Annotated in this window: 24 protein-coding genes and 2 riboswitches; of the genes, 8 read left to right on the top strand and 16 right to left on the bottom strand. The window is 74.4% G+C overall.

The annotated features are described in order from the left end of the window. Positions 1 to 48 precede the first annotated feature (48 nt). The 4 genes from ABD297_RS09035 to ABD297_RS09050 all read right to left on the bottom strand — a co-directional run bounded on the left by ABD297_RS09035 (position 49) and on the right by ABD297_RS09050 (position 2136). Positions 49 to 429, bottom strand: coding sequence for a fluoride efflux transporter FluC (locus ABD297_RS09035; RefSeq protein ID WP_344254556.1), 381 nt, complete (start codon positions 427 to 429; stop codon positions 49 to 51). Continuing rightward, entirely contained in the window at positions 426 to 935 is a 510-nt protein-coding gene (locus tag ABD297_RS09040) for a CrcB family protein (protein WP_344254557.1), read from the bottom strand. The genes ABD297_RS09035 and ABD297_RS09040 overlap by 4 nt, the downstream gene beginning before the upstream one ends. Beyond that, positions 926 to 1468, bottom strand: a complete 543-nt coding sequence (locus tag ABD297_RS09045; protein WP_344254558.1) for a universal stress protein — start codon at positions 1466 to 1468, stop codon at positions 926 to 928. Before ABD297_RS09045 ends, ABD297_RS09040 begins: the two co-directional genes overlap by 10 nt. 69 nt (positions 1469 to 1537) lie before the next feature. Next, positions 1538 to 1614: riboswitch (Fluoride riboswitch) on the bottom strand. Positions 1615 to 1689: 75 nt separating this feature from the next. Next, positions 1690 to 2136 carry a hypothetical protein gene (locus ABD297_RS09050; protein WP_344254559.1) on the bottom strand — a complete coding sequence of 149 codons (447 nt, stop codon included), beginning with the start codon at positions 2134 to 2136 and terminating at the stop codon, positions 1690 to 1692. 15 nt (positions 2137 to 2151) lie between these two features. On the opposite strand from ABD297_RS09050, the gene ABD297_RS09055 reads away from it, so the two are divergent. After that, positions 2152 to 2436, top strand: coding sequence for a hypothetical protein (locus tag ABD297_RS09055; RefSeq protein ID WP_344254560.1), 285 nt, complete (start codon positions 2152 to 2154; stop codon positions 2434 to 2436). Positions 2437 to 2449: 13 nt separating this feature from the next. Here ABD297_RS09055 and ABD297_RS09060 read toward each other — a convergent pair whose 3' ends face one another. The 7 genes from ABD297_RS09060 to ABD297_RS09090 form a co-directional block, all read right to left on the bottom strand. After that, positions 2450 to 3664 carry a pyridoxal phosphate-dependent aminotransferase gene (locus tag ABD297_RS09060; protein WP_344254716.1) on the bottom strand — a complete coding sequence of 405 codons (1215 nt, stop codon included), beginning with the start codon at positions 3662 to 3664 and terminating at the stop codon, positions 2450 to 2452. 142 nt (positions 3665 to 3806) lie between these two features. Next, positions 3807 to 4385, bottom strand: a complete 579-nt coding sequence (locus tag ABD297_RS09065) for a hypothetical protein (RefSeq protein WP_344254561.1) — start codon at positions 4383 to 4385, stop codon at positions 3807 to 3809. 117 nt (positions 4386 to 4502) lie between these two features. Beyond that, positions 4503 to 6116 carry a polyprenol phosphomannose-dependent alpha 1,6 mannosyltransferase MptB gene (gene mptB / locus ABD297_RS09070; protein ID WP_344254562.1) on the bottom strand — a complete coding sequence of 538 codons (1614 nt, stop codon included), beginning with the start codon at positions 6114 to 6116 and terminating at the stop codon, positions 4503 to 4505. After that, on the bottom strand, positions 6109 to 6741 hold the full coding sequence (locus tag ABD297_RS09075; protein ID WP_344254563.1) for a histidine phosphatase family protein: 633 nt from the start codon (positions 6739 to 6741) through the stop codon (positions 6109 to 6111). The genes mptB and ABD297_RS09075 overlap by 8 nt, the downstream gene beginning before the upstream one ends. Next, positions 6708 to 7241, bottom strand: a complete 534-nt coding sequence (locus ABD297_RS09080; RefSeq protein WP_344254564.1) for a hypothetical protein — start codon at positions 7239 to 7241, stop codon at positions 6708 to 6710. Before ABD297_RS09080 ends, ABD297_RS09075 begins: the two co-directional genes overlap by 34 nt. 55 nt (positions 7242 to 7296) lie before the next feature. Next, the gene (locus ABD297_RS09085; protein ID WP_344254565.1) at positions 7297 to 9672 is read right to left on the bottom strand and encodes an ATP-binding cassette domain-containing protein; all 2376 of its coding nucleotides are present in this window, start codon (positions 9670 to 9672) and stop codon (positions 7297 to 7299) included. A 28-nt stretch (positions 9673 to 9700) separates the two neighbouring features. Beyond that, positions 9701 to 10327, bottom strand: coding sequence for an ECF transporter S component (locus ABD297_RS09090; RefSeq protein WP_344254566.1), 627 nt, complete (start codon positions 10325 to 10327; stop codon positions 9701 to 9703). A gap of 97 nt (positions 10328 to 10424) precedes the next feature. Then, positions 10425 to 10541: riboswitch (TPP riboswitch) on the bottom strand. A 74-nt stretch (positions 10542 to 10615) separates the two neighbouring features. Here ABD297_RS09090 and ABD297_RS09095 point away from each other — a divergent pair. Continuing rightward, complete coding sequence (locus ABD297_RS09095) at positions 10616 to 11080, top strand: DUF4235 domain-containing protein (protein ID WP_344254567.1); 465 nt, start codon at positions 10616 to 10618, stop codon at positions 11078 to 11080. A 59-nt stretch (positions 11081 to 11139) separates the two neighbouring features. Here ABD297_RS09095 and ABD297_RS09100 read toward each other — a convergent pair whose 3' ends face one another. Next, positions 11140 to 13842: a cation-translocating P-type ATPase gene (locus tag ABD297_RS09100; RefSeq protein WP_344254568.1), complete on the bottom strand. Its 2703-nt coding sequence runs from the start codon at positions 13840 to 13842 to the stop codon at positions 11140 to 11142. Between the two features lie 196 nt (positions 13843 to 14038). On the opposite strand from ABD297_RS09100, the gene ppdK reads away from it, so the two are divergent. Further along, positions 14039 to 16765, top strand: a complete 2727-nt coding sequence (gene ppdK / locus ABD297_RS09105) for a pyruvate, phosphate dikinase (RefSeq protein WP_344254569.1) — start codon at positions 14039 to 14041, stop codon at positions 16763 to 16765. Positions 16766 to 16933: 168 nt separating this feature from the next. On the opposite strand, the gene ABD297_RS09110 is transcribed toward ppdK, so the two are convergent. Further along, on the bottom strand, positions 16934 to 17944 hold the full coding sequence (locus tag ABD297_RS09110; RefSeq protein WP_344254570.1) for a zinc-dependent alcohol dehydrogenase family protein: 1011 nt from the start codon (positions 17942 to 17944) through the stop codon (positions 16934 to 16936). A 190-nt stretch (positions 17945 to 18134) separates the two neighbouring features. Between ABD297_RS09110 and ABD297_RS09115 the strand changes: the two genes are divergently transcribed. From ABD297_RS09115 to ABD297_RS09125, 3 genes are all read left to right on the top strand, one after another. Beyond that, on the top strand, positions 18135 to 18653 hold the full coding sequence (locus ABD297_RS09115; protein ID WP_344254571.1) for a DUF1918 domain-containing protein: 519 nt from the start codon (positions 18135 to 18137) through the stop codon (positions 18651 to 18653). Between the two features lie 101 nt (positions 18654 to 18754). Beyond that, complete coding sequence (locus ABD297_RS09120; protein ID WP_344254572.1) at positions 18755 to 20212, top strand: MBL fold metallo-hydrolase RNA specificity domain-containing protein; 1458 nt, start codon at positions 18755 to 18757, stop codon at positions 20210 to 20212. A 92-nt stretch (positions 20213 to 20304) separates the two neighbouring features. Next, the gene (locus ABD297_RS09125; protein ID WP_344254574.1) at positions 20305 to 20514 is read left to right on the top strand and encodes a DUF1918 domain-containing protein; all 210 of its coding nucleotides are present in this window, start codon (positions 20305 to 20307) and stop codon (positions 20512 to 20514) included. Here the strand turns inward: ABD297_RS09125 and hutI are convergent. The 3 genes from hutI to ABD297_RS09140 are packed head-to-tail and all read right to left on the bottom strand — an operon-like array spanning position 20511 to position 24297. Further along, the gene (gene hutI, locus ABD297_RS09130; RefSeq protein WP_344254575.1) at positions 20511 to 21707 is read right to left on the bottom strand and encodes an imidazolonepropionase; all 1197 of its coding nucleotides are present in this window, start codon (positions 21705 to 21707) and stop codon (positions 20511 to 20513) included. The genes ABD297_RS09125 and hutI overlap by 4 nt on opposite strands. After that, on the bottom strand, positions 21704 to 23038 hold the full coding sequence (locus tag ABD297_RS09135) for a formimidoylglutamate deiminase (RefSeq protein ID WP_344254576.1): 1335 nt from the start codon (positions 23036 to 23038) through the stop codon (positions 21704 to 21706). Before ABD297_RS09135 ends, hutI begins: the two co-directional genes overlap by 4 nt. Continuing rightward, a complete protein-coding gene (locus tag ABD297_RS09140) occupies positions 23035 to 24297 on the bottom strand; it encodes an allantoate amidohydrolase (RefSeq protein WP_425581151.1) in 1263 nt (420 codons plus the stop codon). The genes ABD297_RS09135 and ABD297_RS09140 overlap by 4 nt, the downstream gene beginning before the upstream one ends. Before the next feature lie 53 nt (positions 24298 to 24350). Between ABD297_RS09140 and ABD297_RS09145 the strand changes: the two genes are divergently transcribed. Next, positions 24351 to 24875 carry an aminoacyl-tRNA deacylase gene (locus ABD297_RS09145; protein ID WP_344254577.1) on the top strand — a complete coding sequence of 175 codons (525 nt, stop codon included), beginning with the start codon at positions 24351 to 24353 and terminating at the stop codon, positions 24873 to 24875. 163 nt (positions 24876 to 25038) lie between these two features. Beyond that, positions 25039 to 25416 (top strand): DUF3253 domain-containing protein, encoded by a 378-nt coding sequence (locus ABD297_RS09150; protein ID WP_344254578.1) that lies wholly within the window; start codon positions 25039 to 25041, stop codon positions 25414 to 25416. Positions 25417 to 25488: the final 72 nt, after the last annotated feature.

The following is a 25488-nucleotide window of genomic DNA, read 5'->3' on the forward strand; positions in this document are numbered from 1 at the left end:
GCAGGGTGCGTCCCTGCCGCTGCCACGGCAGGGCGGGCCGCCGCGGCCTCACCCGAGCAGTCGGCCGATCCACATCCCGGCGGCGGCTGCCGCGACGCCGAGCACGAGAGTGGTCGCGGCGTAGCCGATGCCGGCGCCCCGTCCCTCGGCGAGCCAGAGACGCATCGACTCGACCGACGCCGTGCTGAAGGTCGTGTAACCCCCGCAGAAGCCGGTGCCGACGACCGCCTTGACCATGGCGCCGGAGGAGTCGGCCGACGACAGCGCGAAGAGTCCGGTCAGCAGCCCGAGCAGGAACGAGCCCGTCACGTTGATGACGACGGTGCCGACCGGCATACGCAGGCGGTTGCGGCGGGCGATGGCACCGTCCGTGAGGAAGCGGGTCAGGGCGCCGGCGCCACCGGCGAGGGCGACCAGCAGCGTCGTCATCGGGTCGGCTCCCCTGCGCCGTGGCCGAAGACGCGGCGCGCTAGGCGGTAGCCGACCGCGGCGGCCGCCACGCCGAGCACGACGCTGCCCACGGCATACGACAGCCCGACGACGAGGCTCTGCAGGCCGAGCCGGTCGACCGTCTCGACCGCGAAGGTGCTGTAGGTGGTGAAGCCGCCGAGGACGCCGGTGCCGAGGCCCAGGCGGGCGACGCGTCGGTTGCCCTCGTCCGGGCCGGTGCGGGTGAGCGACTCGAGCAGCAGCCCGAGCAGGAAGGACCCGACGACGTTGATGACCAGGGTCGTCCACGGCACCTCCCCCGGACGTGCCGGCGCGGCCTGCTCGAGCAGCGAGCGCACCGACGTGCCGATGGCGCCACCGACGAAGATGACCACCCCGAGCAGCGGCGAGCGGCGCAGCGCTCCCCCGCCGGGGCGCACGGGCGGCCTTGCGCCAGAGGGCGACCCGGGGTGAGGGTCGAGGTCGCGGTCGTCACTCACTCCCACGGCGCCCGGCCCTCCCAGTCCACGACCTCGACCGGCACGACGAGCACCGGCCGGTGCTGGTGGTGCGAGAGGTGCAGGGCGGTCGAGCCGTTGACGAAGTCCTTGAGGCGACGGTGTCGCCCGACGTGGCTCCCGACGACGAAGCCGGCCGCGTCGACGGCCCGGGCCAGGTGCGTCAGTGCCCGGTCGACCCGCCCTGCTAGGTAGCGGAAGTGCCACGGGACGTCCTGACCCTCCATCCACCCGGCCACGAGACGGGTCAGCTCCTCCTCGCGCCGCGGCCACGTCTCGTCGTCGATGTCCGGGTCGATCGACAGGTGCCGCACGGTGCCGTCGGGGTGCTCCTCGTCGGCGTAGCGCGAGGTGTCGACGTAGGCGAAGTACAGCGCCGAGGAGCCGGTGGCGCGCGCCAGGTTGACCGCGGTCAGCGCGACGAGGGCCGGCTGCTCCGGCAGCACGGCGACCACGAGCGGGTGACCGGCGAAGTCGGTGATGCGCGACGGGTGCGGCTGCGGTGGGACTCTCTCGCCCATCGGTGACTCCCTGGGACTCGTCGACGGGCCGGCACGCGCCTGCCCATCGCAGCGGTCCCGAAGGCCCGCCGATGAACAGGAACCATCAGCCGGCCGGCGGTTCGGGTGTCGGTGACGCCCGGGCGGGATCCATCGCCCACGGTCACCCTACCGACAACCCGGGCGTCCGGGACGGCGCGGTCGGCGCGCGTCGAGGCGCGTCGAGGCGCTTCCGCGCTGCGTCAGGGCAGCTTGAGCTGGGGCACCTGGTTGTCGTAGTCGGGGCAGAAGGTCTGCACCCCGGCCGCCATGAGCTGCTTGGTGCGCAGCGCGTCGCCGGTGTCGGGCAGCGGCTTGCCGTTGTCGTCGACGGCGATCTGCGCGAGGTCGACGCCGCCGTTCTTCAGGGCCCAGCACGTCGTCGTGCCCGTCTGGAGGTCGTCGTCGACGGTGTCGCCCGTGATGCTGGCGCCGAGCTTCTCGGCAGCGAGGACGAAGCTCGCCTCCTCGGCGGAGATGCTCGGGCGCGCGCTCGCCACGTCCGCGGGCAGGTCCGCGAGGGTCGGCTCGGACGCGCTGCACGCACCGAGCGCCAGCAGGGCGGCGACGCCGACCACACCGACCAGGCCCGCGCGCACGGCGAGCCGGCGCCGCGGAGGCCGGCGGACGGCATACGTGCTCTCGTTCATCGTTACCCTGAACGCGTGAGCGAGCCCGATCGTCCCCGCGACGCCGCTTCGGCCCGGCTGGCCGCAGAGGCCCCGCTCGCCCGCGGCGCGCTCGTCGCGTCGGTGTCGGCGGTGGTGTTCGGCTTCGTCCTCTTCCTGCCCCAGCTGCTCGGCCTCGCCCTCGCCGGGCTGAGCCTCGCCCGCCGGGAGCCCGGTGGGCGCCGGCCCGCGCTGCTCGCCATCGGAGCCAGCCTGCTGCTCACCGTGGTCTGGGGCGTCGTGCTCGGCCTGCTGCTCAAGTGGTGGGCCACCTCTCGCTGAGCGCCCGAGCCTGCTACTGCGAGTAGGTCGAGAGGAACTTCTCGAGCCGGCCGACGGCGTCCTCGAGGTCCTCGACGCGCGGGAGGAAGACGAGGCGGAAGTGGTCGGGGCTCGCCCAGTTGAAGCCCGTGCCGTGCACGACGAGCATCTTCTGGTCACGCAGCAGGTCGAGGGCGAAGCGCTCGTCGTCGCGGATGTCGTGGACCTTGGGGTCGAGGCGCGGGAAGAGGTAGAGCGCACCCTCCGGCCTGGTGACCGAGACGCCCGGGATCTGGTTGAGCATCTCCCACGCGACGTTGCGCTGCTCGAGCAGCCGGCCGCCGGGAAGGATCAGCTCGTTGATCGACTGGTAGCCCCCGAGCGCGACCTGGATCGCGTGCTGCGCCGGCACGTTGGCGCACAGGCGCATGTTGGCGAGGATGTCGAGGCCCTCGAGGTAGTTGCGCGCGTGCTCCTTGGGCCCGGTGATGACGAGCCAGCCGGAGCGGAAGCCGGCCACGCGGTAGGCCTTGGACAGGCCGTTGAAGGTCAGGCACAGCAGGTCCGGCGCGAGCGAGGCGATCGAGGTGTGCGTTGCGCCGTCGTAGAGGATCTTGTCGTAGATCTCGTCGGCCATGATGATCAGCTCGTGCTCGCGGGCGAGCTGGGCGATGCCCTCGAGCACCTCACGCGGGTAGACGGCGCCGGTCGGGTTGTTGGGGTTGATGACGACGATGGCGCGCGTGCGGTCGGTGATCTTGCTGCGGATGTCGTCGAGGTCGGGTGCCCAGCCGGCCTGCTCGTCGCAGACGTAGTGCACGGCCGTGCCGCCGGCGAGGCTCGCGGCCGCCGTCCACAGGGGGTAGTCGGGGGCGGGGATGAGCACCTCGTCGCCGTTGTCGAGCAGCCCCTGCATCGCCATGACGATGAGCTCGCTGACGCCGTTGCCGAGGTAGATGTCCTCGACCCCGACGGGCGGGAAGTCGCGCACCTCGTAGTGCTGCTTGACGGCGCGGCGTGCCGACAGGATGCCCTTGCTGTCGCTGTAGCCCTGCGCGGTCGGCAGCTCCTGGATGACGTCGACGAGGATGTCCTCGGGCGCCTCGAAGCCGAACGGGGCCGGGTTGCCGATGTTGAGCTTGAGGATGCGGTGCCCCTCGTCCTCGAGCCGCTTGGCCTCGGCGAGCACGGGTCCCCGGATCTCGTAACAGACGTTCTGCAGCTTCTTGCTCTGGGTGACCGCGCGCATGTGGTCCAGCGTCCCACCGGCGTATGCCGTGGGCCGCGTCATTCCCACGATGTGGCCCATGTCGTGGCTCACTCGCGGGCAGACCCGCCCGGGACGCGGGTGACGACGGGGCCAACCGAGGGTGGGGGCGGGGTTGGGACGGTCAGTGCAGGAGGCAGCCGAAGCTGCTGCCCGGGCTGCGGGCGCTCAGCGACCCCACGAACGAGGTGTCGCTGGGAACGAGCACGTCGGCCGTGAGCACGTGGTCCCCGACCGTGCGGGTCAGGTGGGCATAGACGGGGAGGTCCGAGTCCTGCCGCACCCAGCCGGCCTGCACGAGGTAGGTGACGAGCTGCTCCGCGTCCGGCCCCGTCGACGGCGGGTAGCTGCGCGTGACGGCGCCGTCCGGCGCCTCCCGGCAGGGCGGGACCTCGCTGTGCCCGAGCGGCGTCAGGTTGCGGTCGAGCAGCTCGACCTCGCGCGCCAGCGACTCGTAGGCCGCGACGTCACCGGCGTGCACCCGGCTCGACCACGCCCAGGCACCGAAGGCGAGGAGACCGACGACGAGCGCGACGAAGCCGGCCGTCCCGAAGCCGGGACGTGGCCGGCGCCGTGCTCGGGCAGCGGGTTCGGGAGGCGCCGACGGTTCGGCGTGCCGGTCCGTGTGCCGCGGCACGCGCCCGGGGCGTGACGGCCGCCCGCCGCCGGAGGGGGCCTCGTCGACGAAGCCGGAGTCGCTCACCGGGACAGTGTGGGACACCCGCACGGGCCCCGGGAGCCGGAGCGCCAAGTGTCGCCGATCCGTGACCGCCACGGCTGCCGGTTCGAGGTGGTGCCGGCAGACACGGGGGCGGCGCGATCACCTCGACCGGGAGGCGGGGCCCGTGGTGGCGGCGCTGCCGGGCCGCAGGACCAGGGGACGGTCGAGGTCGAGCAGGTGGCGCCAGTCGGTGCGACGGGCGGTGCGCAGCCCCCGCCGGAGGAGCAGCACGAGGACGACGAGCGCGATCGGCACGCCGACGACGGTCGTGGTGAGTCCGAGACTGTAGCCCTCGGGGAGCGTGGCGAAGCAGACGACGGTGGCGACGACGGCGAGCGGCCGCTCGAGCCGTGCCTGCCAGAGGTCCCCGAGGGAGACCGCGAAGAGCGGCAGCATCCAGAGGAAGTACCAGCCGAGGAAGACCGGCGCGAGCGAGACGACGGCGAGCATGGCCCAGGCGATGCCCCGGACCGGCCGCAGCCGCGCCTCGGACGCCACGGACGGATCGTCCGCGTCGGCGCCCGGGCTGTCGGCGGGCTTCACCGCGGCGACCCAGACGAGCACGAGCAGCAGCGCCAGGACGACGAGGGCGACGGCCCGGGCGGTCGCGATGCCGATCTCGCGCCAGTCGTCGTGCCCGAGCACGTGCCCCACCGCTCCCACGGCGATGCCGACCGCGGTCGGGAGCGAGGTCCACTGCTCGTTCTTGCCGGGAGTGCCGGTGGGGTTGAGCCACGAGAATCCGAGGCCGGTCACGACCCCGCCGAGGGCCATGGGCACCCCTGCGCCGAGCAACGTGAGCGCGCCCGCCCGCACCACGTCACCCCAGCGGACGTATGCCGTCCCGTCCGTCCCCGCCCTGCGCGCGGCGCCGAGGTGGCGGGCCCAGAGGATCGCGAGGAACGGCAGGGCGATGACGGCGGTGACCTTGACCATCGCGCCGAGCGCGATGACCACGCAGGCGAGGACGAACCGCCGGCGCAGCGCGAGGGCGAGGCCGGCGAGGACCGCCCCCACCATGAGCGCGTCGTTGTGGGCGCCGCCGACGAAGTGGGCGCCGACGAGCGGCACGGCGACCCCGAGCCACGTCGCCCGCACCGGCGACCAGCCGAGCCGGCCGGCCACGTCGGGCACGGCCCACGCCATGACGACGATGCCCATCACGGCGAGGAGGCGGAGCAGCAGCAGGGCCACCCACAGCTCGCCCGAGACCGAGGCGACGGCGCGGGCCAGGAGCAGCCAGACGGGGCCGTACGGGGTCGTGCTGTCGAGCCACGTCGGGGCCGTCGACGCCCGCCACGGCGAGTCGAGCTCACGGACGACGTGCTCGTAGGGGCTGAGCCCCTGGTCCCAGAGCAGGCCCTGGGCGGCATACGAGTAGAGGTCCCGGCTGTAGAGCGGCATGGCCGCGACGAGCGGGGCGAACCACAGCGCGACGGTGACCCACCACCACCGCACCGAGACGTCCGCATCGCGCAGGCGCCACCAGGCGAGCACGAGCAGCGCCATCGCCAGCACCGAGACCGTCGCGAGCGCCGGCGACCCGCCGCTGGGCGACCACGCGGCCACCCCGGGCCACAGCACGTGGCGGTTGGGGTGCGGCAGCGCGGCCGCGCCCCACGAGGCGGCCGCGAGGACGACCCCGGCCAGGCAGCCGGCCCAACGTGCCTGCGACACCCGGGTCGGCGCGCCGGCGGACCGGGGCTCAGCCATGCGTGACCGGTTCGTCACCCCATGCGAGCAGGCGCCAGCCGGACCGGGGGTCGCCCTCCATCGTGACGACGTGGGCGTTGTCGAGTCGGCGTCCGTCGAAGAAGTCGGCCTCGAGCCCGAGCGACGCCGAGCACCAGACCCGCATGGCCGCACCGTGGCTCACGGCGACCGCCGACTCGTGCCCGTCGGACGCGATGCTGGCGATCGCCTCGTCGTAGCGCTCCATGAAGGCGGCGCCGCTGTCGCCGCCGGGGATCGTGTGCCCCGGGTCGTGGCGCCAGCGGACCACCGCGTCGATGTAGGGCTGCCAATCGGTCGACATCTCGTAGTCGCCGGCCTGGATCTCGCGCAGGCCCGGCAGCACGACCAGGTCGAGACCGAGCAGCTCGGCGAGAGGCGCAGCGGTCTGCTGGGTGCGCACGAGGTCGGAGGTGTAGATGGCGCCGAGGTCCTCACCGCCCAGCCGGTCGGCGAGCGCCCGCGCCTGCGCCCGGCCCTCGTCGGTGAGGTCGAGGCCCGGCACCGCCGTGTCGAGCTGGCGGGCGACGTTGGCGTGGGTCTGGCCGTGCCGCACGAGGAAGAGGCGCACCGTCAGGAGCCCTTCACCGTGACGCCGCTCAGGCACTCGACACCCTTGGTCGGCCCGGTGTGGAAGTTCTTGATCGACACCGGCGTCGCCGCGCCGGCGGCGAGCTTGATGTCGACCTCCTTGCCGGCCACGTCGGAGCTGTCGGAGGTCTTGACGATGAAGACGGCCACGGTGAACGTGTGCTCCTGGGAGTCGGAGTTGGTCAGCGTGCCGGTGAAGCTCCACGACTCGCCGTTCGCCGCGCAGTTCGCGCTCGTCAGACTCGATGCCGCGTCGAAGAGGCCACCGTCGCTCGCCGCGGTCGTGGAACCGGGATCGGGCACGTCGTCGCTCGGGGTGTCGGCCGTGATCGTCGGCTGCACCGGGACGCTGACCGTCGGGGCCACGGAGTCGGGTGACGGGGTCGGCTGTCCGCAGGCGGCGAGGGCCAGCACGAGCGACGCGGAGAGGCCCAGCGCGACGGTCGGCACGGCATACGCCCGCGGTGCACCGAGGCGTCCACTCGTGGTCGGGCGGGGTCGGCGGGGCATGGGCACGTGCGGCCCCTTCCTGTCGGGAGGTCTGCGCCGCCCATTGTGCCCCGCGCGACGCTCAGGGCAGCAGCAGCCGGGCCGTGACGGCGGCGACGATGACGAGAAGCCCGGCCCCGAGCGCGAGCGTGTCGGGCAGGCGCCAGGGCGCCGGGCCCGCCCACGTGCGCCGGCGAGCCTCGGCGAAGCCGCGGGCATCCATCGCGAGAGCCAGGGCCGACGCCTGCCCGAGGGCACCGACGAGCAGGCCGCCCGTGACGACGACCGCCTCGCGACCGCGGGCGAGCGGCCCGCGGTCCGAGCGGATGCCGCGCACCCGGCGGGTCGTCATGAGCTCGCCCCAGAGGGCGTCGAAGGACTGGAGGCGCTGGAGGGCGGCCGTCGCAGCCACGACGGGCCGCGCGGGCAGCCGGAGCCGCTGGGCGAGGTGGTCGCCGAGGGACTCGGGGTCGATGAAGCCGACGACGACCGCCGACGGCACGAGGAGGCAGAGCACCCGCAGCGCCGCTCCCGACGCGACCTCGAGGTCACGGCCACCGAGCAACCACGCCGACCAGGCGACCCCGACGACCGCGACCGCTGCCGGCGCGAGCCGCGCGAGGACGCCCCGCAGGCGGCCGTGCGGGGCGCGACCCGGACCGGGCGCCGGCAGCCCGACGAGGCCGAGCACGACCTCGACGGCAAGCACGGCGAGGCCCTGGCGCCACGTGTCGAGCAGGGCGGGCAGCGGCAGCACGCACAGGGCCGCCGCGAGCAGCGAGAGCGGACCGGCACGGGCGACGAGCGGACGTCGCTCCGGCTCCGGGTCTGGCGCCGGCTGGACCGGTGCCTCGAGGCGGACCACCCGGTCCGCGTCGTCGACGACGCCCGGGTCGTGCGTGGTGACGACGACGGCGGACCCCTCCTCACGCGCCGCTGCGAGCACCCCGGAGACGGCTGCCCACGTGAGCCGGTCCTGCCCGACGGTCGGCTCGTCGGCGAGCACGAGGGCAGGCCCGTGCGCCACGGCCGACGCCATGGCCAGCCGGCGCTGCTCCCCGCCGGAGAGCTGACGCGGGTCGGCGCCGGCGAGGTGGGCGAGACCGAGCGAGGCGAGGAGGGCGTCGGCGCGCCGGCCGGCCACCTCGGGGTCGTGCCCGAGGGCGAGCGGCGTGGTCAGCACGTCGTCGCGCACGGTGCGACCCACGAGCGCGGTCGCGGCGCGCTGCGGCACCCAGGCGACGACCCGCGCGAGGTCGGGCGAGGACCACTCGTCCGGTGGCGTCAGGCGGTCGCGCGCGGAAGCGCCGTCACGGGATCCTGCCCCGGAGCCTGACGCGGAGCCTGCTCCCGACTCGGCCGGGGTGAGCTGGAGGGCGACGTCGACGGTGCCCCGGGCCGGCTCCAGGAGGCCGCCGAGGGTGGCCATGAGCGAGGACTTGCCGGCGCCGCTGGGACCGACGAGGGCGACCGTCCGACCGGCCCGCGCCTCCAGGTCGGTGCCGTCGACGGCGAGCGTGGTGCGCGAGCTCCCGCCGAGCCGGCGGCTGACGTGCTCGACCCGCACGCCGGCTGCCGACGAGACCACCCGACCCTGCGACACCCGGCCGGCCGCAGCCGTCGGGGCCGGCTCGAGGACGAGAGGGAGCGGATCCGGGTCGGGGACTCCGGGCACCCAGATGCCCTGGGCCGCAAGGGACTTCCCGTGCTCGTCGAGGACCCGTCGGGGGTCGCCGTCGGCCACGACCGCCCCGGTCGCGTCGAGGACGACGAGACGGTCGACGTGGTCGAGCCAGCCGTCGAGCCGGTGCTCGACGACGACGAGGGTGAGGCCGCGGCGCGCAACCACGTCGGCGACGACAGCACGCACGTCACCGGCCGTGGCTGCGTCGAGCATGGCCGTGGGCTCGTCGAGCAGGAGCACCGACGGCTCCATGACGAGAGCCCCGGCCAGCGCGAGCCGCTGGGACTCACCACCGCTGAGGGTCGCCGCCGAGCTCTCGGCCGCCATCGTCAGCCCCACCTCGCGCAACGCGGCGGTGACGCGCGAGGGCATCTCGGCCCGCGGCAGCGAGACGTTCTCGAGGCCGAAGGCCACGTCGCGGCCGATGCTCGACGCCACGACGCCGGCGCCGGGATCCTGGAGGACGAGACCCACCGAACCCGGAACATCCTGCGGTGCATGGCCGCCCACCGTCACCGTGCCCGAGAGGTCGCCGGAGTCCGCCGTGAGCAGCAGGCCCGCGAGGGCCCGCAGCAGCGTCGACTTGCCCGAACCGCTCGGCCCGGCGAGCAGCACGCGCTCGCCGGGACCGACGGTGAGGTCGAGCCCGTCGAGGACCGGGCGCGCGCGACCGAAGGGTCGCCACGTCAGGCCCTCGACGCTGATCTCCGCGCCGACGCGGTCGGCCGGCCCCGGGTCGAGGTGATCGGCCGGTGGTCCCACCGGCGCGTTCACGGGGGCCGGGTCAGCCGGACGGGCCGGGTCAGACCGCACGCTGCTCGCGGACCTCCTGGCCCGGAGGGAACGGGTTCAGCGCACCCGCGGCCGCGAGCAGCCGGGTCAGACCGACCGCGACGAGCGAGCCGAAGACGGCCACCGAGGCACCGAGCAGGAACAGGTAGGCGATCTTGTAGTCCCAGCCCCAGTCGGTCCAGTAGGAGTACCACTCGTAGACGGCCTCGAACGCGCCGCCGAGGAACCCGCCGAGCAGCAGCGGCGCCCAGCGGTACACGGCATACCCGAACGCGGCGAAGCCGAGCTCGACGCCGAGCCCCTGCACGAGGCCGGAGACGAGCGTGGTCAGGCCCCACTGCGTGCCGATGAGAGCCGACACGACGGCTGCGAGCAGCTCGGTGAAGACGGCCGCACCCGGGCGGCGGATGATGAGCATGCCGACGATCCCGGCGACGAGCCAGGGCCAGTTGAAGAGCGCGCCGAGCGGCGGGAAGACCGCCGAGACGGCGTTCGACGGCACGGAGTAGACGAGCCCCCAGGCCCAGTAGGCGACGCCGAAGGCGACCCCGAGGAAGGCGCAGGTGAGCAGGTCGATGGTGCGCCAGCGGGTCAGCGGCCCGCTCGCGGTGATGGTCGAGCTGGTGGATCTGGACATGGTGTGTCTCCCGAATTCCAGTGGATACGTGTGTCTACGAATGGATTCCGGGGGAAGCCGACCGAACGGACACGTCGAGGACGTATGCCGTGCGGTGGCCTGAGAAATACCGACTTCCTTCGCCGGTGCTAACCGGAGCAGGTTCGAGGGTCTGCGGCTCGGCCCAACGGGCTGCCGCACTCTCAGCGCGTGACGCGCTCCCCTGTCGTGATGGGTGGGTGGTGCTATTCAGTTGTCGGGGGTGACTCTACTCGTCCGGCGTCCGGGCCTCGTGGGTACAGTCACGTCATGGGTTCCAAGGACACGAAGAAGGCCGTCTCCCGGGCTGCCGAGAAGGCGAAGGCCAAGGCGGAGACGCCCCAGCACACCCCCGTCAGCGGCCCGGTCTGGAAGATCCTCAGCATCGGGTCGACGATCGTCGCGACGAAGCTCGCGACCGACGCGGCGCAGAAGGGCTGGAAGCTCGCCACCGGCCGCAACGTGCCGGTCAAGGGCGACTTCGAGCGTGAGCGCACCCGCGACGTCGTCCTCTTCACCGCCCTGTCCTCGATGGCCGTCGCGGCGGCGCGCGTCGCCGCCGAGCGTGGTGCGGCGTCGTACTACCGCCGCTCGACCGGCCACCTGCCGAAGGCCCTCGAGAACGAGAAGGTCTCGCCCACCGACAAGAAGGCCTCGCGCAAGCTCGCCAAGGGCAAGGCCAAGGCCGAGCGGGCCACCCAGAAGGCCATCGACAAGGCGACCGGGCGCCCCTAGCCCGAGACCGCTGCCTCGGCTCCGGCCCTCCGATGCCCACGGCGGCCGAGGGGCGGGGATCATCCGGTACCGGGACTCGCGCGTCGGCTCCGTCCCGCTGCGCGCACGCCCTTGTGGAGCCGGTCGACGACCACGACGGCCGGCACGGCCAGGGCCGCCACGACCCAGCCGGAGGCCGGCGGTGACGCGCCGCCGAGCAGCCCTGCGACGGCGGGCCAGCCGAGGATGACGAGCAGGAAGACGAGCTCGACCCCGACCGCGAGCAGCAGCAGCCGGTTGCCACGCAGGGAGTGACGGCCGACCGGCCGGGTCGCGCTCCGGCAGGCGAAGGCGTTGCCGAGCTGCCCGAGCACGACCGCGGCGAAGGCTGCACCCGAGGCCAGGGCGAGCAGCGGCGCCGGTGGGCTCTGCCCGAAGGCCCAGCCGCCGAGCGTGAGGACGGTGACGAAGGCCGCCATCTCCACCGCCGCCTCCGTCGGGCCGAGCACGAGCAGGGCCCGGCGCATCAGGCCCGGGTCGACGAGCGGGCCCGACCGCATCGGCTCGGTCATGACGCGCCGGCTCGCCGGCTCGGCGCCGAGCGCGAGCGCCGGCAGCAGGTCGGTGCCGATGTCGAGGGCGAGGACCTGCAGCACGGACAGGGCGAGCGGGAGGTGCCCGGCCGTCAGGGACCACAGCACGAAGGGCGTCAGCTCCGCGACGTTGTCGGTCAGGTGGTAGGTGAGGAAACGGCGCACGTTCGACCACGTCGCACGACCGAGCTCGATGGCGGCCACGATCGTCTCGAAGCGGTCGTCGAGCAGGACGACGTCGGCCGCCTCACGGGCGACCTCGGTGCCCGAGGCCCCCATCGCCACACCGATGTCGGCCTTGCGCAGGGCGGGACCGTCGTTGACGCCGTCACCGGTCATGGCCACGACGTGGCCGCGAGACTGCAGCGCGTCGGCGATGCGCAGCTTGTCCTCGGGCGTGGCCCGCGCGACGACCGTCCCGTCGACGTCGAGCAGCTCGGCGAGCGCCACCGGATCGTCGGGGAGCCGGTCGGCCGTCAGGGCCGTGCCGCCCGGCCTCATCAGGCCGACCTCCCGGGCGACGGCCGCGGCCGTGCCGGGGTGGTCGCCGGTGATCATCATGAGGCGTATGCCGGCACGTCGGCAGGTCGCGACCGCGTCGGCCACGCCGGCGCGGGGTGGGTCCTCCAGGGCCACGAGGCCGAGCAGGTCGAGGCCGTGCTCGAGCGCTGCCTGGTGGCCGGCGGGGTCGCGTCGCTCGGCCCCGTCGGAGCCGGACAGCCGGCGCCGGGCGACGCCGAGCACCCGCAGGCCCTGCACGCTGAGGCGCTCGACCTCCGCGGCGGCGTCGCCCACGTCGCGACAGTCGCGCAGCAGCGAGTCTGGAGCCCCGATGACGTGCAGCCACCCGTCCGAGACGGCAGCCGAGCGCCGCAGCCCCGGCTCGAAGGGGTAGGCCCGGTCGACGACGACCGTCGCCGCGTCACCGACCCCGACGCGCATCGCGAGGGCGTGCACCGCCGCCTCCATGGGGTCCCCGCGGGCGACCCACCGCTCCGCCCCCTCCGGCCCGGGACCCTCGTCGCGTGCAGCCGCGGCGGGGACCGCTCGGCCCTGCACGCACTCGACGGCGGAACGGGCGAGGACCCGCGAGGCCTCCAACGCCTCGAGCGAACCGGTGCACAGGGCCTCCGGGCCGTAGCCCTCGCCCGCGACGTCGATCGGGCCGCGGGGGGTCCACACCGACACGACGTTCATCTCGTTGCGCGTCAGGGTGCCCGTCTTGTCGGTGCACACGAAGGTCGCGGACCCGAGGGTCTCGACCGACTCGAGCCGCCGCACGAGGGCGTGCCGGCCGGCCATCAGCTGGGCCGCCCGTGCGAGGGACAGGGTGACGGTCGGGAGCAGTCCCTCAGGGACGAGCGCGACCGTCACGCCCACCGCGAAGAGGAAGCCGATCGTCGCGCTCACGCCGAGCAGCAGCGCAGCGCCGAAGGCGAGGCAGCCCGTCGTGACGGCGAGGACCGCGACGATCGTGACCAGCCGGTTCAGCTGTCGCGCAAGGGGACTCGTGGGACGCCGAGCTGACCGGGTCAGGGCGGCGATCTCGGCGAGCCGGGTGCGACCACCTGTCGCGACGACCCTGCCGCGACCGACACCCTCGACGACGAACGTGCCCGCGCGCAGCACCTCACCGACTTCGGGACGGCTCGTGACGCTCTCGCCCGTGAGCATCGACTCGTCGACCGCGACCCCGACGGCCCGGTCGAGCTCGAGGTCGGCACTGACCCGGTCGCCCGCGTCGAGCAGCACGACGTCCTCGACGACGAGCTCGTCGGCGCCCACCTCCACGACGGCACCGTCGCGCAGCACCCGTGCCCGCGGCGGCAGCAGCTCGGCCAGCCGCGCCCCCGCACGCTCGGCGCGGTACTCCTGCACGAAGGCAAAGACCCCGTTGAGCACGACGACCACGGCGATCGCGACGGCCAGCTGCGGCATACCCCCGACGAGGGCCATGCCGGCGGCCACCCACAGGGTCAGGGCGAAGAAGTGGGTCATCTGCCGGAGCAGCTGGAGCGCCGCCGGCTCGGACCGCGCGGCGGGGATGACGTTGGGTCCGTCGCGGTCCCGGTGGACACGCACCTGCTCGGCGGTCAGGCCCCGAGGACCGGCCCGGGCGTCGGACGCGACCTCGGACGAGGCGCCCGGGTCCGCCGAACGCACTGCTGCCGCAGGGTCCGTCGCGTCCATGGCGTCACCTCCGAGCGTGCCCTTCCACGCTACGCGCGGGCCGCCGGGCGCGGATGGGACCAAAGCCCCTGTCGGTCCGCCCGAGCGCCGACGGACGATGCAGGAGAGGCGTGTGCCGCGCGCTGGGACGAGCCGTGGCCGCCCGGGACCGCGTCGCGCACCCTCCGGCAGGCGAGCATCGAGCATCGGAGGAGCCATGACGACCACACCGGAGCGCACCGCACGACGACCCTTCGTGCTGGAGCTGCACGAGGGGGACCGCACCATGGCGGGCCTGCTGGGTGGCAAGGGCGCGGGTCTGGCGGAGATGTCGCGGCTCGGGCTGCCCGTGCCACCGGGCTTCATCGTCACGACCGAGGCGTGCAGGGCGTGGCTCTCGGGTGGCGGTGAGCCCGACGGCCTGTGGGGGCAGATCGAGGACGCCATGGTCGAGCTCGAGCAGCGGGCGGGGCTCCGTTTCGGCGACCCCTCGGCGCCGCTCCTCGTGTCGGTGCGGTCGGGGGCCCGCTTCTCCATGCCCGGGATGATGGAGACGGTGCTCGACGTCGGGATGACCGACGCCGTGGCTGCCGCCCTCGTCGCACGGGGTGAGGGTCGCTTCGCCTGGGACAGCTACCGCCGGCTCGTGCAGATGTACGGGCGCACCGTCCTGGGTGTCGACGGTGTGCTGTTCGACGACCAGCTGACGCTGCTCCGTCAGGAGACCGGGGCCGCGACCGACGCGGACCTCGACGCGGCCGCCCTCGAGCGGCTGACCGCCGGGTTCCGCCGGCTCGTGCGGGAGCGCACCGGCGAGGACCTGCCGCAGGACCCGCGCGAGCAGCTGCACCGGGCCGTCATCGCGGTCTTCGCGTCGTGGAACGGCGAGCGGGCCCGGCTCTACCGCGCCCACGAGGGCATCCCCGACGACCTCGGGACGGCCGTCAACGTCGTCCAGATGGTCTTCGGCAACCGCGGCGAGCGGTCCGGCAGCGGCGTCTGCTTCACCCGCGACCCCGTGAGCGGTGCGCCCGGGGTGTTCGGGGACTACCTGCCGGACGCGCAGGGCGAGGACGTCGTCAGCGGTAGCCGCAGCCCCATGGACCTCTCCGAGCTCGGGCGGCGCGAGCCGGCGCTGCACGCCGAGCTGAGCACCCACCTGCGCACGCTCGAGGAGCACTACCGCGACCTCTGCGACGTCGAGTTCACCGTCGAGCGGGGACGACTCTGGATCCTGCAGACCCGGCTCGGCAAGCGCAGCCCCGCCGCGGCGTTCCGGATCGCCGTCGAGCTCGTCGACGAGGGCGTCATCGACCTCGACGAGGCCCTGACCCGCGTCGACGGGACGCAGCTGCAGACGTTGCTGCACCCGACCTTCGCGAGCGCCGAAGGCTTGACCCCGCTCGCCCGCGGTCTCGCTGCCAGCCCCGGCGCGGCCTACGGCCAGCTCGTCTTCGACGCGGAGACGGCGATGGCGTGGACGGCCCTCGGTCGTGCGGTCGTGCTGGCCCGGCCCGAGACGAGCCCTGACGACTTCGGTGGCCTCCTCGCGGCGCGCGCCGTCATCACCTCGCGAGGCGGGCTCACCTCCCACGCGGCGGTCGTGGCCCGCGGCCTCGGCCGCACCTGCGTCACCGGTGTCGAGGGCCTCGTCGTCGACCCCGACGCCCGAGTGGCCACCCTCCCCGGCGGGGTGACCCTGCCCGAGGGCACCGTCGTGTCGGTCGACGGCACCGCAGGTGAGCTGTATGCCGGTCAGCGGGACGTCGAGCCGAGTGCCGTGGCGACGGCCGTGAGCCAGGGCGCGGCACCCGGCGAGCACGGCGGCGACAGCACCGTGCGCGCCGTGCTGACCCTCCTGGCGCACGCGGACCTGCGTCGCCGGCTCGGGGTGATGGCCAACGCCGAGACACCCGAGGAGGCCCGGGACGCAAGGCGTTTCGGCGCCGAGGGGATCGGCCTGTGCCGCACGGAGCACATGCTCCTCGGCGATCGCCGCGTCCTCGTCGAGCGCCTCGTCACCGACGAGGACCGCGAGGGCGCGCTGGCCGAGATCGAGCAGCTCGCCCACGCCGAGTTCACCGCCCTTCTCGAGACGATGGAGGGCCTCCCGGTCGTCGTACGCCTCCTCGACCCGCCGCTGCACGAGTTCCTCCCCGACCTCGTCGAGCTCTCCGTCGAGGTCGCGCGTGCCGAGGAACGGGGCACCGTCGAGCCGGCGCTCGAGCGCCGGCTGGCGACGACGCGACGGTGGCACGAGTCGAACCCGATGCTCGGGCTGCGCGGCGTGCGGCTGCTGACCGTGCTCCCGCAGATCATCGACGCCCAGGTGCGTGCCCTGGCAGAGGCGACCGTCGAGCTGCGCGACCGCGGCCACGACGTGCGTCCCGAGCTCATGGTGCCCCTCGTCGCGGACGTCGCGGAGCTCGTCGCGGCCCGGACCCGGATGGAGGCCATCGTCGGCGACGTGGCGCGGGCCCACGACACGTCGCTGCACCTGCCGATCGGGGTCATGGTCGAGCTGGCCCGTGCCGCGCTGACGGCCTCCGAGCTGGCGCAGCACGCCGACTTCTTCTCGTTCGGCACCAACGACCTGACCCAGACGACGTGGGGCATCTCGCGCGACGACGCCGAGGCCAACTTCCTCGCCGCCTACCGGGACGCCGGGATCGTCGCCACCGACCCGTTCAAGACCATCGACGAAGCCGGTGTCGGCGCCCTGGTCGAGCTCGCCGCGCGAGACGGTCGCCGGACCTGCCCGGCCCTCGGGCTCGGCGCGTGCGGGGAGCACGCCGGCGACCCGGCGTCGATCGCCTTCTTCGCCCGCGTCGGCGTGGACTACCTGTCGTGCTCGCCGCCGCGGATCCCGGTCGTGCGCCTCGAGGCCGGCCGGCAGGCGGTGCTGCTCGCCGGCGCATCCCGCTCGACGTCGGACACCCGCTGAGCAGGGCCCGGGCACTGCTGCCGCCCTCCGACCGGCCTCCGAACGGGCCCTCGAACGGGCACCACCCGGTGTGCTCCCGCCGGGTGGTGCCCCTGCGCGTCAGCCGGTGACAGGGTGACCGGGTGACCGGTCCGTGGGCGGGAGCGGGACGTCCGCAGGTCGGGAGCGTCAGGTGGCCCGGTCGGGGACGAGCACGGCTGCGCCGTGGATGCGCCCGGCCTCGAGATCGGCCAGGGCGAGGTCGGCCTCACCCAACGGCACCGGCGTCGTGGCCACCCGCAGCCTCAGGCGCTCGGCCAGCAGGAGGAACTCCTCGCCGTCCTGCCTCGTGTTGCTCGTGACGCTGCGCACCGAACGCTCCCGGAAGAGGTGGCGCTGGTAGTCGAGCACGGGGATGTCGCTCAGGTGGATGCCGGCGAGCGCGAGCGTCCCGCCGGGTGCCAGCGCCTCGAGGGCCACCGGGACCAGCTCGCCGACCGGCGCGAAGAGGATCGCGGCGTCGAGCGGCACCGGGGGCGCGTCGTAGGCCCCGCCGACCGACGCCGCACCGAGGTCGGTGGCGAGCTGCTGGGCACCGGCGCCACGGGTCAGCACGTGGACCTCGGCTCCCTGGGCGACCGCGACCTGCGCGGTCAGGTGCGCGCTCGCGCCGAAGCCGTAGATGCCGAGCCGTCCGCCGGGCGGCAGCTCGGCCCGGCGGAGGGAGCGGTAGCCGATGATGCCCGCGCACAGCAGGGGCGCCGCGTCGACGTCGGAGAACGACGTGGGCACCCGGTAGGCGTACGCCTCCGGCACGACCGTCCACTCCGCATAGCCGCCGTCGGCGTCCCAGCCGGTGTAGCGCGAGGCCGCGCAGAGGTTCTCGCGCCCCGACCGGCACCACCGGCACGAGCCGCACGTGGTCCGGAGCCACGCGACCCCGATGCGGTCCCCCGGCACGAAGCGGTGGGCGCCCTCGCCGACGAGCGCCACCTCGCCCACCACCTCGTGGCCCGGCACGACACGGTGCCGGTGCCGGGGCAGGTCGCCCGTGACGACGTGCAGGTCGGTGCGGCACACCCCACAGGCCCGCACCCTGACCAGCACGTCGCCGGGGCCGGGCTCCGGGATCGGCAGCTCGGCCCTCGCGAGCGGGTGCCGCCGCAGCGGCCCCGGCTCGTCGACGACCCACGCCTGCATGGTGCTGATGGCGCCTCCCTCGGGTCGTCGTCCACACGTCGGTCGCACGGGCGCGCGGCCTCCCCCGATCCCACGCCGTGGCCGTGGGTGCCGCCTAGGGCCGAAGGTCCCGTGGGCCGGAGCCCTTCGCCCCTGAGCAGCCTCGCACGCCGGGTGCTCTCCTGAGAGGGGAGCGATCGAGGAGGCCATCGTGAGAGCACACGTCGGAGACCGCATCGTGCTGGCGGCAGAGCACGTCGACGAACCCACGCGGGACGGGGAGGTGCTCGAGGTCCGCGGCGCCGACGGCGGACCACCCTTCGTCGTGCGGTGGGCCGACGGGCACACCGGCCTGATCTACCCCGGCCCGGGAGCGGTGCTGCGCATCGGCGTTCCCGGCGACGAGCACACGGCCGCGACTCCCACCCCGGCCCCCACCGAGGCCGAGCACGCGCCGACGCAGCACCTGCGCGAGTGGCAGGTCCGCGTCTCCCTGCTCGAGTCCGGCGACGACACCAGGGCGACGGTGGTCCTCGTCGCCGATCCTCCGGACCGCCTGAGCGCCAAGGGCGCGAGCCACCGCTCGTCCGACGACCCGGCCTCGCGCCAGATCGGCGACGAGATCGCCGTCGCCCGCGCCCTGCGCCACCTGGCCGACCGGCTCATCGTCGACGCCGAGCGCGACATCGAGCAGCGCACCGGCGAGGAGGCCCGCGTCCGCACGACCTGAGGCGCGCGACCACTCCTCGTCTGTCTCGAGGATCACGCCGCCGGCCCGGTCCGGCGGCGTGCGCGCGGGAGGACGATGGAGATGGATCCGAGGAGTGGGCCATGGGCAGTCACGCAAGACACGGGAGGGCCGGACGGGCGCCGGCATTGACGTTCCTCGGGGCGGCCGGGACCGTCACCGGCAGCAAGTTCCTGCTGGAGGGCGCGGGCGCGAGGCTCATGGTCGACTGCGGGCTCTACCAGGGCGAGCGCCGCTGGCGGTCGCTCAACTGGGAGGCCCCACCCGTCGACCCGTCCTCGATCGACGCCGTGGCCCTGACCCACGCCCATCTGGACCACTGCGGCTACCTGCCCGCGCTCGTCCGGGCCGGCCTCACGGGTCCGGTGCACGCGACGGCGGGCACCGCCGCCCTCGCCGCCGTCATCCTGCGTGACAGCGCGCACCTGCAGGAGGAGGAGGCCGAGGGGGCCCGCCGGGGCGGCTGGTCCAAGCACGACCCGCCTCTCCCGCTCTACACCGTGGCCGACGCCGACGTGGCCGTCGCGGCCCTGCGCACCGTGGGCCGGGACGCGGTCGTCCGCGTGGGTGCGGACCGGGCGCCGGACGCCCTTGAGGCCGCGGCCTCGGAGCGACAAGCTGCCGGCGCCACGGTGACGTTCGTGCCGGCGGGGCACATCCTCGGCTCCTCGAGCGTGCTCGTCGAGGTCGACGGCTCGAGCGTGCTCTTCTCGGGCGACCTCGGACGACCGGACCACCCGGTGCTGCTCCCCCGCACCCGGCCCCCGGCCGCCCGCACCGTCGTCGTCGAGTCGACCTACGGCGACCGGGCCCACCCCGAGGTCGACCCGGGGCACCGGGTCATGGCCGAGGCGATCCGGCGCACGATCCGCCGCGGTGGCAGCGTCGTCGTGCCGGCCTTCGCCGTCGACCGCACCGAGATCGTCCTGCTCGCCATCGCCGACCTCGTCGAGTCGGGCGCGATCCCCGACGTGCCGGTCTGGGTCGACAGCCCGATGGCGCTCGCGGCTCTCGAGATCTACCGCGACCCGGCCCACGCGGCCGAGGTCCGGCCGGAGGCGCTGGACCGGCTGCAGCGGCTCGCGGGCCTGCGGACCGCGCACAGCGCCGAGGAGTCGATGCGCCTCAACACCCCTGGCACGCCGTGCATCATCGTGTCGGCCTCCGGCATGGCCACCGGCGGCCGGGTCGTCCACCACCTGCGCCACCTGCTCCCGCAGGCGCGCAACACCGTGCTGCTCACCGGCTACCAGGCCATCGGCACGCGCGGCCGCGACCTGCAGGAGGGCGTGCGGGAGCTGAAGATGGCGGGCCGCTACGTCCCGGTGCGCGCCGAGGTGGTGACGCTCGACGACTTCTCGGTGCACGCCGACGCCGACGAGCTGCTGGCCTGGATCGGCGAGCTGCCGCAACCGCCGGAGACCGTCCACGTCGTCCACGGGGAGCCTGCGGCCGCACGGGCGCTCGCGGACGGCATACGCGATCGGTTCGACTGTGCCGTCTCGGTGCCGCGCTACGGCGAGCGCGTCCTGCTCGACTGAGGTCTCCTCGCCCACTCGTCCCGGCAAGACCTTCCGGCGCGGGCCGTGAGGTGGTCTCCTAGGAGGGGATCCCCAGCGCGAGGAGGTGTGCCATGGAGGCACGGGTCGGTGACCGCATCACGATGGCCGCGGAGCACGTCGGTCAGAGCACTCGCGAGGGCGTCATCCGCGAGGTCAAGGGCGAGGGCGGCGCGCCTCCCTACGTCGTGGAGTGGGCCGACGGGCACACCGGCCTCATCCACCCGGGACCCGGCTCGGTGCTGCGCTGCCAGCACCCCGACGACGAGCCCGCGGCCGGCTAGAGCTCGAGCGCGCGGGCGATCGGCACCCCGGCGCGGTAGGCCAGGTGCAGGTGGCTCGGCGCGTCGAGGACGGCCAGCTCGGCCGGCTGCCCCGGCGCGACGCGTCGGTCCAGCCCGAGCGAGCGGGCCGACACGGCGGTCGCGGCGTGCAGCGCCTCGGCCGGCGTCAGCCCCATCTCGCGCACGGCGAGCGCGATCGCGAACGGGATCGACGAGGAGTAGCAGGTGCCGGGGTTGCAGTCGCTGGCGAGCGCCACGTCGACCCCGGCGTCGATGAGCGCCCGGCCGTCGGGGTAGGGCGAGCGGGTCGAGAACTCGACCCCGGGCAGCAGCGTCGCGACCGTGGTCCCGCGGGCGGCGACGAGCGCGTCGACGTCGTCGGCGTCGAGGAAGGTGCAGTGGTCGACGCTGCGCGCCCCGAGCTCGCAGGCGAGCCGGACGCCGGGCCCGTGGCCCAGCTGGTTGCCGTGGACCCGGAGCGACAGCCCTGCGGCCCGGCCGGCCTCGAGGATCGTGCGGGCCTCGTCGCCGTCGAAGGCGTGCGCCGAGTGGGGCTCGCAGAAGACGTCGATGCTCTCGGCGAGGGTGCCCGGGCCGTCGGCGACGACCGCGTCGAGCATCGGTCCCGTCACGAGGTCGACGTATGCCGCCCGCTGCGTCGCGTACTCGCGTGGCACGACGTGGGCGCCGAGGAAGGTCGTGTGCGGGGTCAGCTCCCGGGCGATGCGCAGGCTGCGGAGCTCGTCGTCGAGGGTCAGGCCGTAGCCGCTCTTGATCTCGACGGTCGTCGTGCCCTGGGCGCGCATCTCGGCGACGCGGGCGGCCACGAGGGCGCGGAGCTCGTCGTCGCTCGCGGCTCGGGTCGCCGCGACGGACACCGCGATGCCGCCCCCGTCGTAGGGCGTGCCGGTCATGCGCGCGGCGAACTCCGCCGACCGGTCACCGGCGAAGACGAGGTGGCTGTGCGAGTCGACGAAGCCGGGGACGACGGCGCGACCGCCGAGGTCACGCCGCTCGTCCGCGTCCGGGGCGTCGCGCTCCGGCCCGACCCACTCGACGTCTCCGTCGTCCGAGACGACGAGGGCGGCATCGCGGACGATGCCGAGGAGGGCGTCACCGGGGTCGGTCTGCCCGTCGCCGCGGGCGGGGTCGTTCGTCGTCAGCTCGGCGATGCCCGTGAGGAGCAGGCTCACGCGGGGACGCCTCCGGCCACGCGGTCGATGGCGCCGACGAGCATCCGGCCGACGTCGCCCATCCGGTGGTGGCCGTCGCTGACCACGATGTCGCCGCCGACGACGACGGTCGAGACGTCGGAGGCCACGCACGCGTAGATGATCTGGTCGTGGGCGGCGCCCGCCGTGTTGACGGTGTCGGTGCGCACCGTGACGAAGTCGGCGAGGGCGCCCTTGCTCAGGTGGCCGCCGTCGGACCAGCCCAGGGAGCGATAGCCGTTGAACGAGGCCGCGAGCAGCAGGTCGTTGGCCGAGAAGCGGTCGCGCTCGTTGGTGACGAGCCGCTCGTGCATCTCGAGGCCACGCAGCTCCTCGAAGGGGTCGATGATGACGTGCTGGTCGGACCCGAGCGAGAGCGGGCTGCCGGCGTCGTGCAGGGCGCGGGCCGGGCCGATGCCGTCGGCGAGGTCGCGCTCGGTCGTCGGGCAGAAGCAGGCGCCGGTGCCGGTGCCGCCGATGAGCTCGATGTCGCGGTCCTCGAGGTGGGTGGCGTGCACCGCGGTCGCGTGGGCGCCGAGGGCACCGGCCTCGTCGAGCAGCTGGGTCGGGCTCGCGCCGTAGAACATCTGGCACGCGAGGTTCTCGCCGTGCTGCTCCGAGAGGTGGACGTGGAGCGGCAGGTCGCCCGCCGCCTCGACGACCCGGGGCAGGTCCTCGCGCCGCACCGCGCGCACCGAGTGGATCGCCGCGCCGAGGCGCACCCGGTCGGTCTCGGGGCGCCGCGCCGACATGCGCTCGGCCCAGGCGTCGACCGAGCCGTCGCTGAAGCGCAGCTGGCCGGGGTGCAGCTCGATGTGGCCGCCGCCGTTGAGGCCACCCTCGAGGTAGCAGGTGTCGAGCAGCGTCAGGCGGATGCCGGCCTCGTCGGCGGCCTGTCGCACGGCGAGCCCCATGGCGTTGGGGTCGCGGTAGGGGTGGCCGCCCGGACGGTGGTGGACGTAGTGGAACTCCCCCACGACCGTGATGCCGGCCTGGACCATCTCGGCGAAGACGGCCCGCGCGAGCACGAAGTACGTGTCGGGGTTGAGCTGCTCCGCGGCGGCATACATCTGCTCGCGCCAGCTCCAGAAGTTGCCGCCGCCGCCGTTGACCCGTCCGCGCAGGGCGCGGTGGAAGGCGTGGCTGTGGGCGTTGGCCATGCCGGGCAGCGTCACGCCGGCGAGGCGCACGTCGTCGGGCTGCGGGTCGGCGTCGACGAGGACGTCCTTGAGCAGGCCGTCCTGCGTGACGAGGCGCACGCGGTGCGCCAGCCCACCTGTCAGCCAAGCACTCTCGCACCAGAAAGCAGTCATCGGGCCACGCTCATCGACTCGGGGTCCTTCCCTGTGCACAGCTCGGTCACGACGGCGGTGAGGGCCGTGACCCCATGGTGGCAGTCCTCGGTGCTCGCGGACTCGCTGGGCGAGTGTGAAACACCTGTGGGGTTGCGCACGAAGAGCATCGCGCTCGGCACCCCGTGCGTCGCGAGGATGCCGGCGTCGTGCCCCGCGCCCGTGCCGAGCAGCGGCGCGTCGGGGAGTATGCCGTGCAGCCGGTCGACGAGCCGCGTGTCGAAGGCCGTCGTCGGGGTCCACGACTCCTCGGTCGTCGTCGCGCCGAGCCGGGCGGCCTCGGACGACACGGCGTCGACCACCGCGTGGACGACGTGCTCGCTCTGCCCGCGCGCGTCGAGCCAGGCGGTGACGTGGCTCGGGATGGCGTTGACCCCGCCCGGGACGACGTCGACCTTGCCCACGGTGGCCACGCAGCCGAGCCCCACGGCATACGACCGCGCGGCCTGCACGACCTCGGCGAGGCCGAGCATCGCGTCGCGACGGTCCTCGATGCGGGTGGTGCCGGCGTGGTTGGCCTCGCCGGGGATGTCGATGCGCCAGCGGCCGTGCGGCCAGATGTCGGTGCCGACGGCGACGGCGCGGGCCGGGTCGGTGAGGTCGTCGCCGCCGTCGGGGGCGATCGCGAGGGCCTTGCCCTGCTCGACGTGGAGCTCGACGAACCGGCCGATGCGGCGCACGGTCTCGTCGTCGCGGCCGAGCGTCTCGGGGTCGCGGCCGGCGCTGCGCCAGGCCTCGGCCATGGTGACGCCGTCGGCGTCGGTGAGCGAGCGGGCGCGGTCGGCGTCGAGGGCGCCGGTGATGATGCGGGAGCCCGCGCAGGCGATGCCGAAGCGGGCACCCTCCTCGTCGACGAAGTTGACGACGCCGAGCGGCACGTCGGGAGCCATGCCAGCCTCGCGCAGCGCGTCGACGGTCGCGAGGGCGCTGACGACCCCGAGCGGGCCGTCGAACGCCCCGCCGTCCGGGACGGAGTCGAGGTGCGACCCGATGACGACACCGGGCGCGGCGTCCGGGTCACCCCACCAGCCCCACTGGTTGCCGGCGCGGTCCTCGACGAGGTCGAGGCCACGGGCCGCGCACTCGGCGGCGAACCACTCGCGCAGGTCGTGGTCGGTCCGCGTCCACGCGTAGCGGCGGTAGCCGCCCGTCCCCGCGTGGCGGCCGACCGGCTCGAGGTCGCCCCACATCCGGTCGAAGCTCGTCGTCACGTCGTTCACCGCTCCTCGTCGGGCCGGCACCTGCGTGCGGCCGGGTAACTAGGCTCTGACTCATGGCCCCTGACCGTGATGACACCGCCGAGCGTAGTGAGTCCGAGCAGGTCCGCACGCCGGCGGTCGACGCCGTCGTCGCGGCCGGCATCGAGCACACCGTGACCCGGCACGGCCGCGTCTCGAGCCTCGAGGAGGCGGCCGCGGCCCGCGGCATCGAGCCGCGCGACCTCATCAAGACCCTCGTCGTGCGTCGCGCCGAGGACGACCACGTCTTCGTCCTCGTGCCCGGTGACCGCACCTTCTCGTGGGCCAAGGTGCGGGCGCTGCTCGGCACGAACCGCATCTCGATGCCCGACGCCGAGGCCGCCAAGGCCGTCACGGGCTACGAGCGCGGCACGATCACGCCGTTCGGCTCGGCCACCCGGCTGCCGGTCATCGCCGACAGCCACCTCGTGGGCCGACGCATCTCGATCGGCGGCGGCGCTCACGGGGTCGGCCTCACGGTGCAGGGCGACGACGTCATCCGCCTCTTCGAGGCGACGGTCGCGGACATCTCCGACGAGGAGACCCGCAAGACCCCCTGACCGTCGAAAGGCCACGTGTGGCCGCCCCTCGACCGTCGAAAGGCCACGTGTGGCCGCCCCTCGACCGTCGAAAGGCCACGTCTGGCCCCCTCTGCACCGTCGAGAGGCCATGGTTTGCCCCTCGTGGCGCGTCGAGAGGTCACGATGCCGGACACTGGTCACCATGTCCCGCACCCCGCTGCCCACCAAACCGTGCGCCCGCTGCGGCCGCACCATCACGTGGCGCAAGGCCTGGGAGCGCGACTGGGCGACCGTGCGCTGGTGCTCCGACAGCTGCCGCAAGCGCGGCCTGACCCTCGTCGACCTCGAGCTCGAGGACACGTTGGCCAAGCTCGTCAGGGCGCACGCCGCCTCGGCCACGGTCGACCCGTCTGATGCGGCCCGGGCCGTCGGCGGCGCCGACTGGGAGACGCTCGTCGAGCCCGCCCGCAACGCTGCCCGCCGGCTCGTCGCCGCCGGGCGCGCCCAGATCGTCCAGGGCGGCCGGGTCATCGACCCCGACCACGCCAAGGGCCCGATCACGGTCCGCCGCCCCCGCTGACCGCTCCGATCCCACACCGCGCGCCCTCCCGGCGTCCCTCGGTTCGATGTGTCCCCGCGGCCCAGAGGCCGC

Source organism: Terrabacter carboxydivorans (assembly GCF_039532035.1).
Classification (GTDB): Bacteria; Actinomycetota; Actinomycetes; order Actinomycetales; family Dermatophilaceae; genus Terrabacter; species Terrabacter carboxydivorans.

Coding starts and splice junctions, on each gene's coding strand:
- ABD297_RS09035 (WP_344254556.1), bottom strand. CDS start 429: ATGACGACGCTGCTGGTCGCCCTCGCCGGTGGCGCCGGCGCCCTGACC.
- ABD297_RS09045 (WP_344254558.1), bottom strand. CDS start 1,468: ATGGGCGAGAGAGTCCCACCGCAGCCGCACCCGTCGCGCATCACCGAC.
- ABD297_RS09050 (WP_344254559.1), bottom strand. CDS start 2,136: ATGAACGAGAGCACGTATGCCGTCCGCCGGCCTCCGCGGCGCCGGCTC.
- ABD297_RS09060 (WP_344254716.1), bottom strand. CDS start 3,664: ATGCGCGCGGTCACCCAGAGCAAGAAGCTGCAGAACGTCTGTTACGAG.
- mptB (WP_344254562.1), bottom strand. CDS start 6,116: ATGGCTGAGCCCCGGTCCGCCGGCGCGCCGACCCGGGTGTCGCAGGCA.
- ABD297_RS09090 (WP_344254566.1), bottom strand. CDS start 10,327: ATGTCCAGATCCACCAGCTCGACCATCACCGCGAGCGGGCCGCTGACC.
- ABD297_RS09095 (WP_344254567.1), top strand. CDS start 10,616: ATGGGTTCCAAGGACACGAAGAAGGCCGTCTCCCGGGCTGCCGAGAAG.
- ABD297_RS09100 (WP_344254568.1), bottom strand. CDS start 13,842: ATGGACGCGACGGACCCTGCGGCAGCAGTGCGTTCGGCGGACCCGGGC.
- ppdK (WP_344254569.1), top strand. CDS start 14,039: ATGACGACCACACCGGAGCGCACCGCACGACGACCCTTCGTGCTGGAG.
- ABD297_RS09110 (WP_344254570.1), bottom strand. CDS start 17,944: ATGCAGGCGTGGGTCGTCGACGAGCCGGGGCCGCTGCGGCGGCACCCG.
- ABD297_RS09120 (WP_344254572.1), top strand. CDS start 18,755: ATGGGCAGTCACGCAAGACACGGGAGGGCCGGACGGGCGCCGGCATTG.
- ABD297_RS09125 (WP_344254574.1), top strand. CDS start 20,305: ATGGAGGCACGGGTCGGTGACCGCATCACGATGGCCGCGGAGCACGTC.
- ABD297_RS09135 (WP_344254576.1), bottom strand. CDS start 23,038: ATGACTGCTTTCTGGTGCGAGAGTGCTTGGCTGACAGGTGGGCTGGCG.
- ABD297_RS09145 (WP_344254577.1), top strand. CDS start 24,351: ATGGCCCCTGACCGTGATGACACCGCCGAGCGTAGTGAGTCCGAGCAG.
- ABD297_RS09150 (WP_344254578.1), top strand. CDS start 25,039: ATGTCCCGCACCCCGCTGCCCACCAAACCGTGCGCCCGCTGCGGCCGC.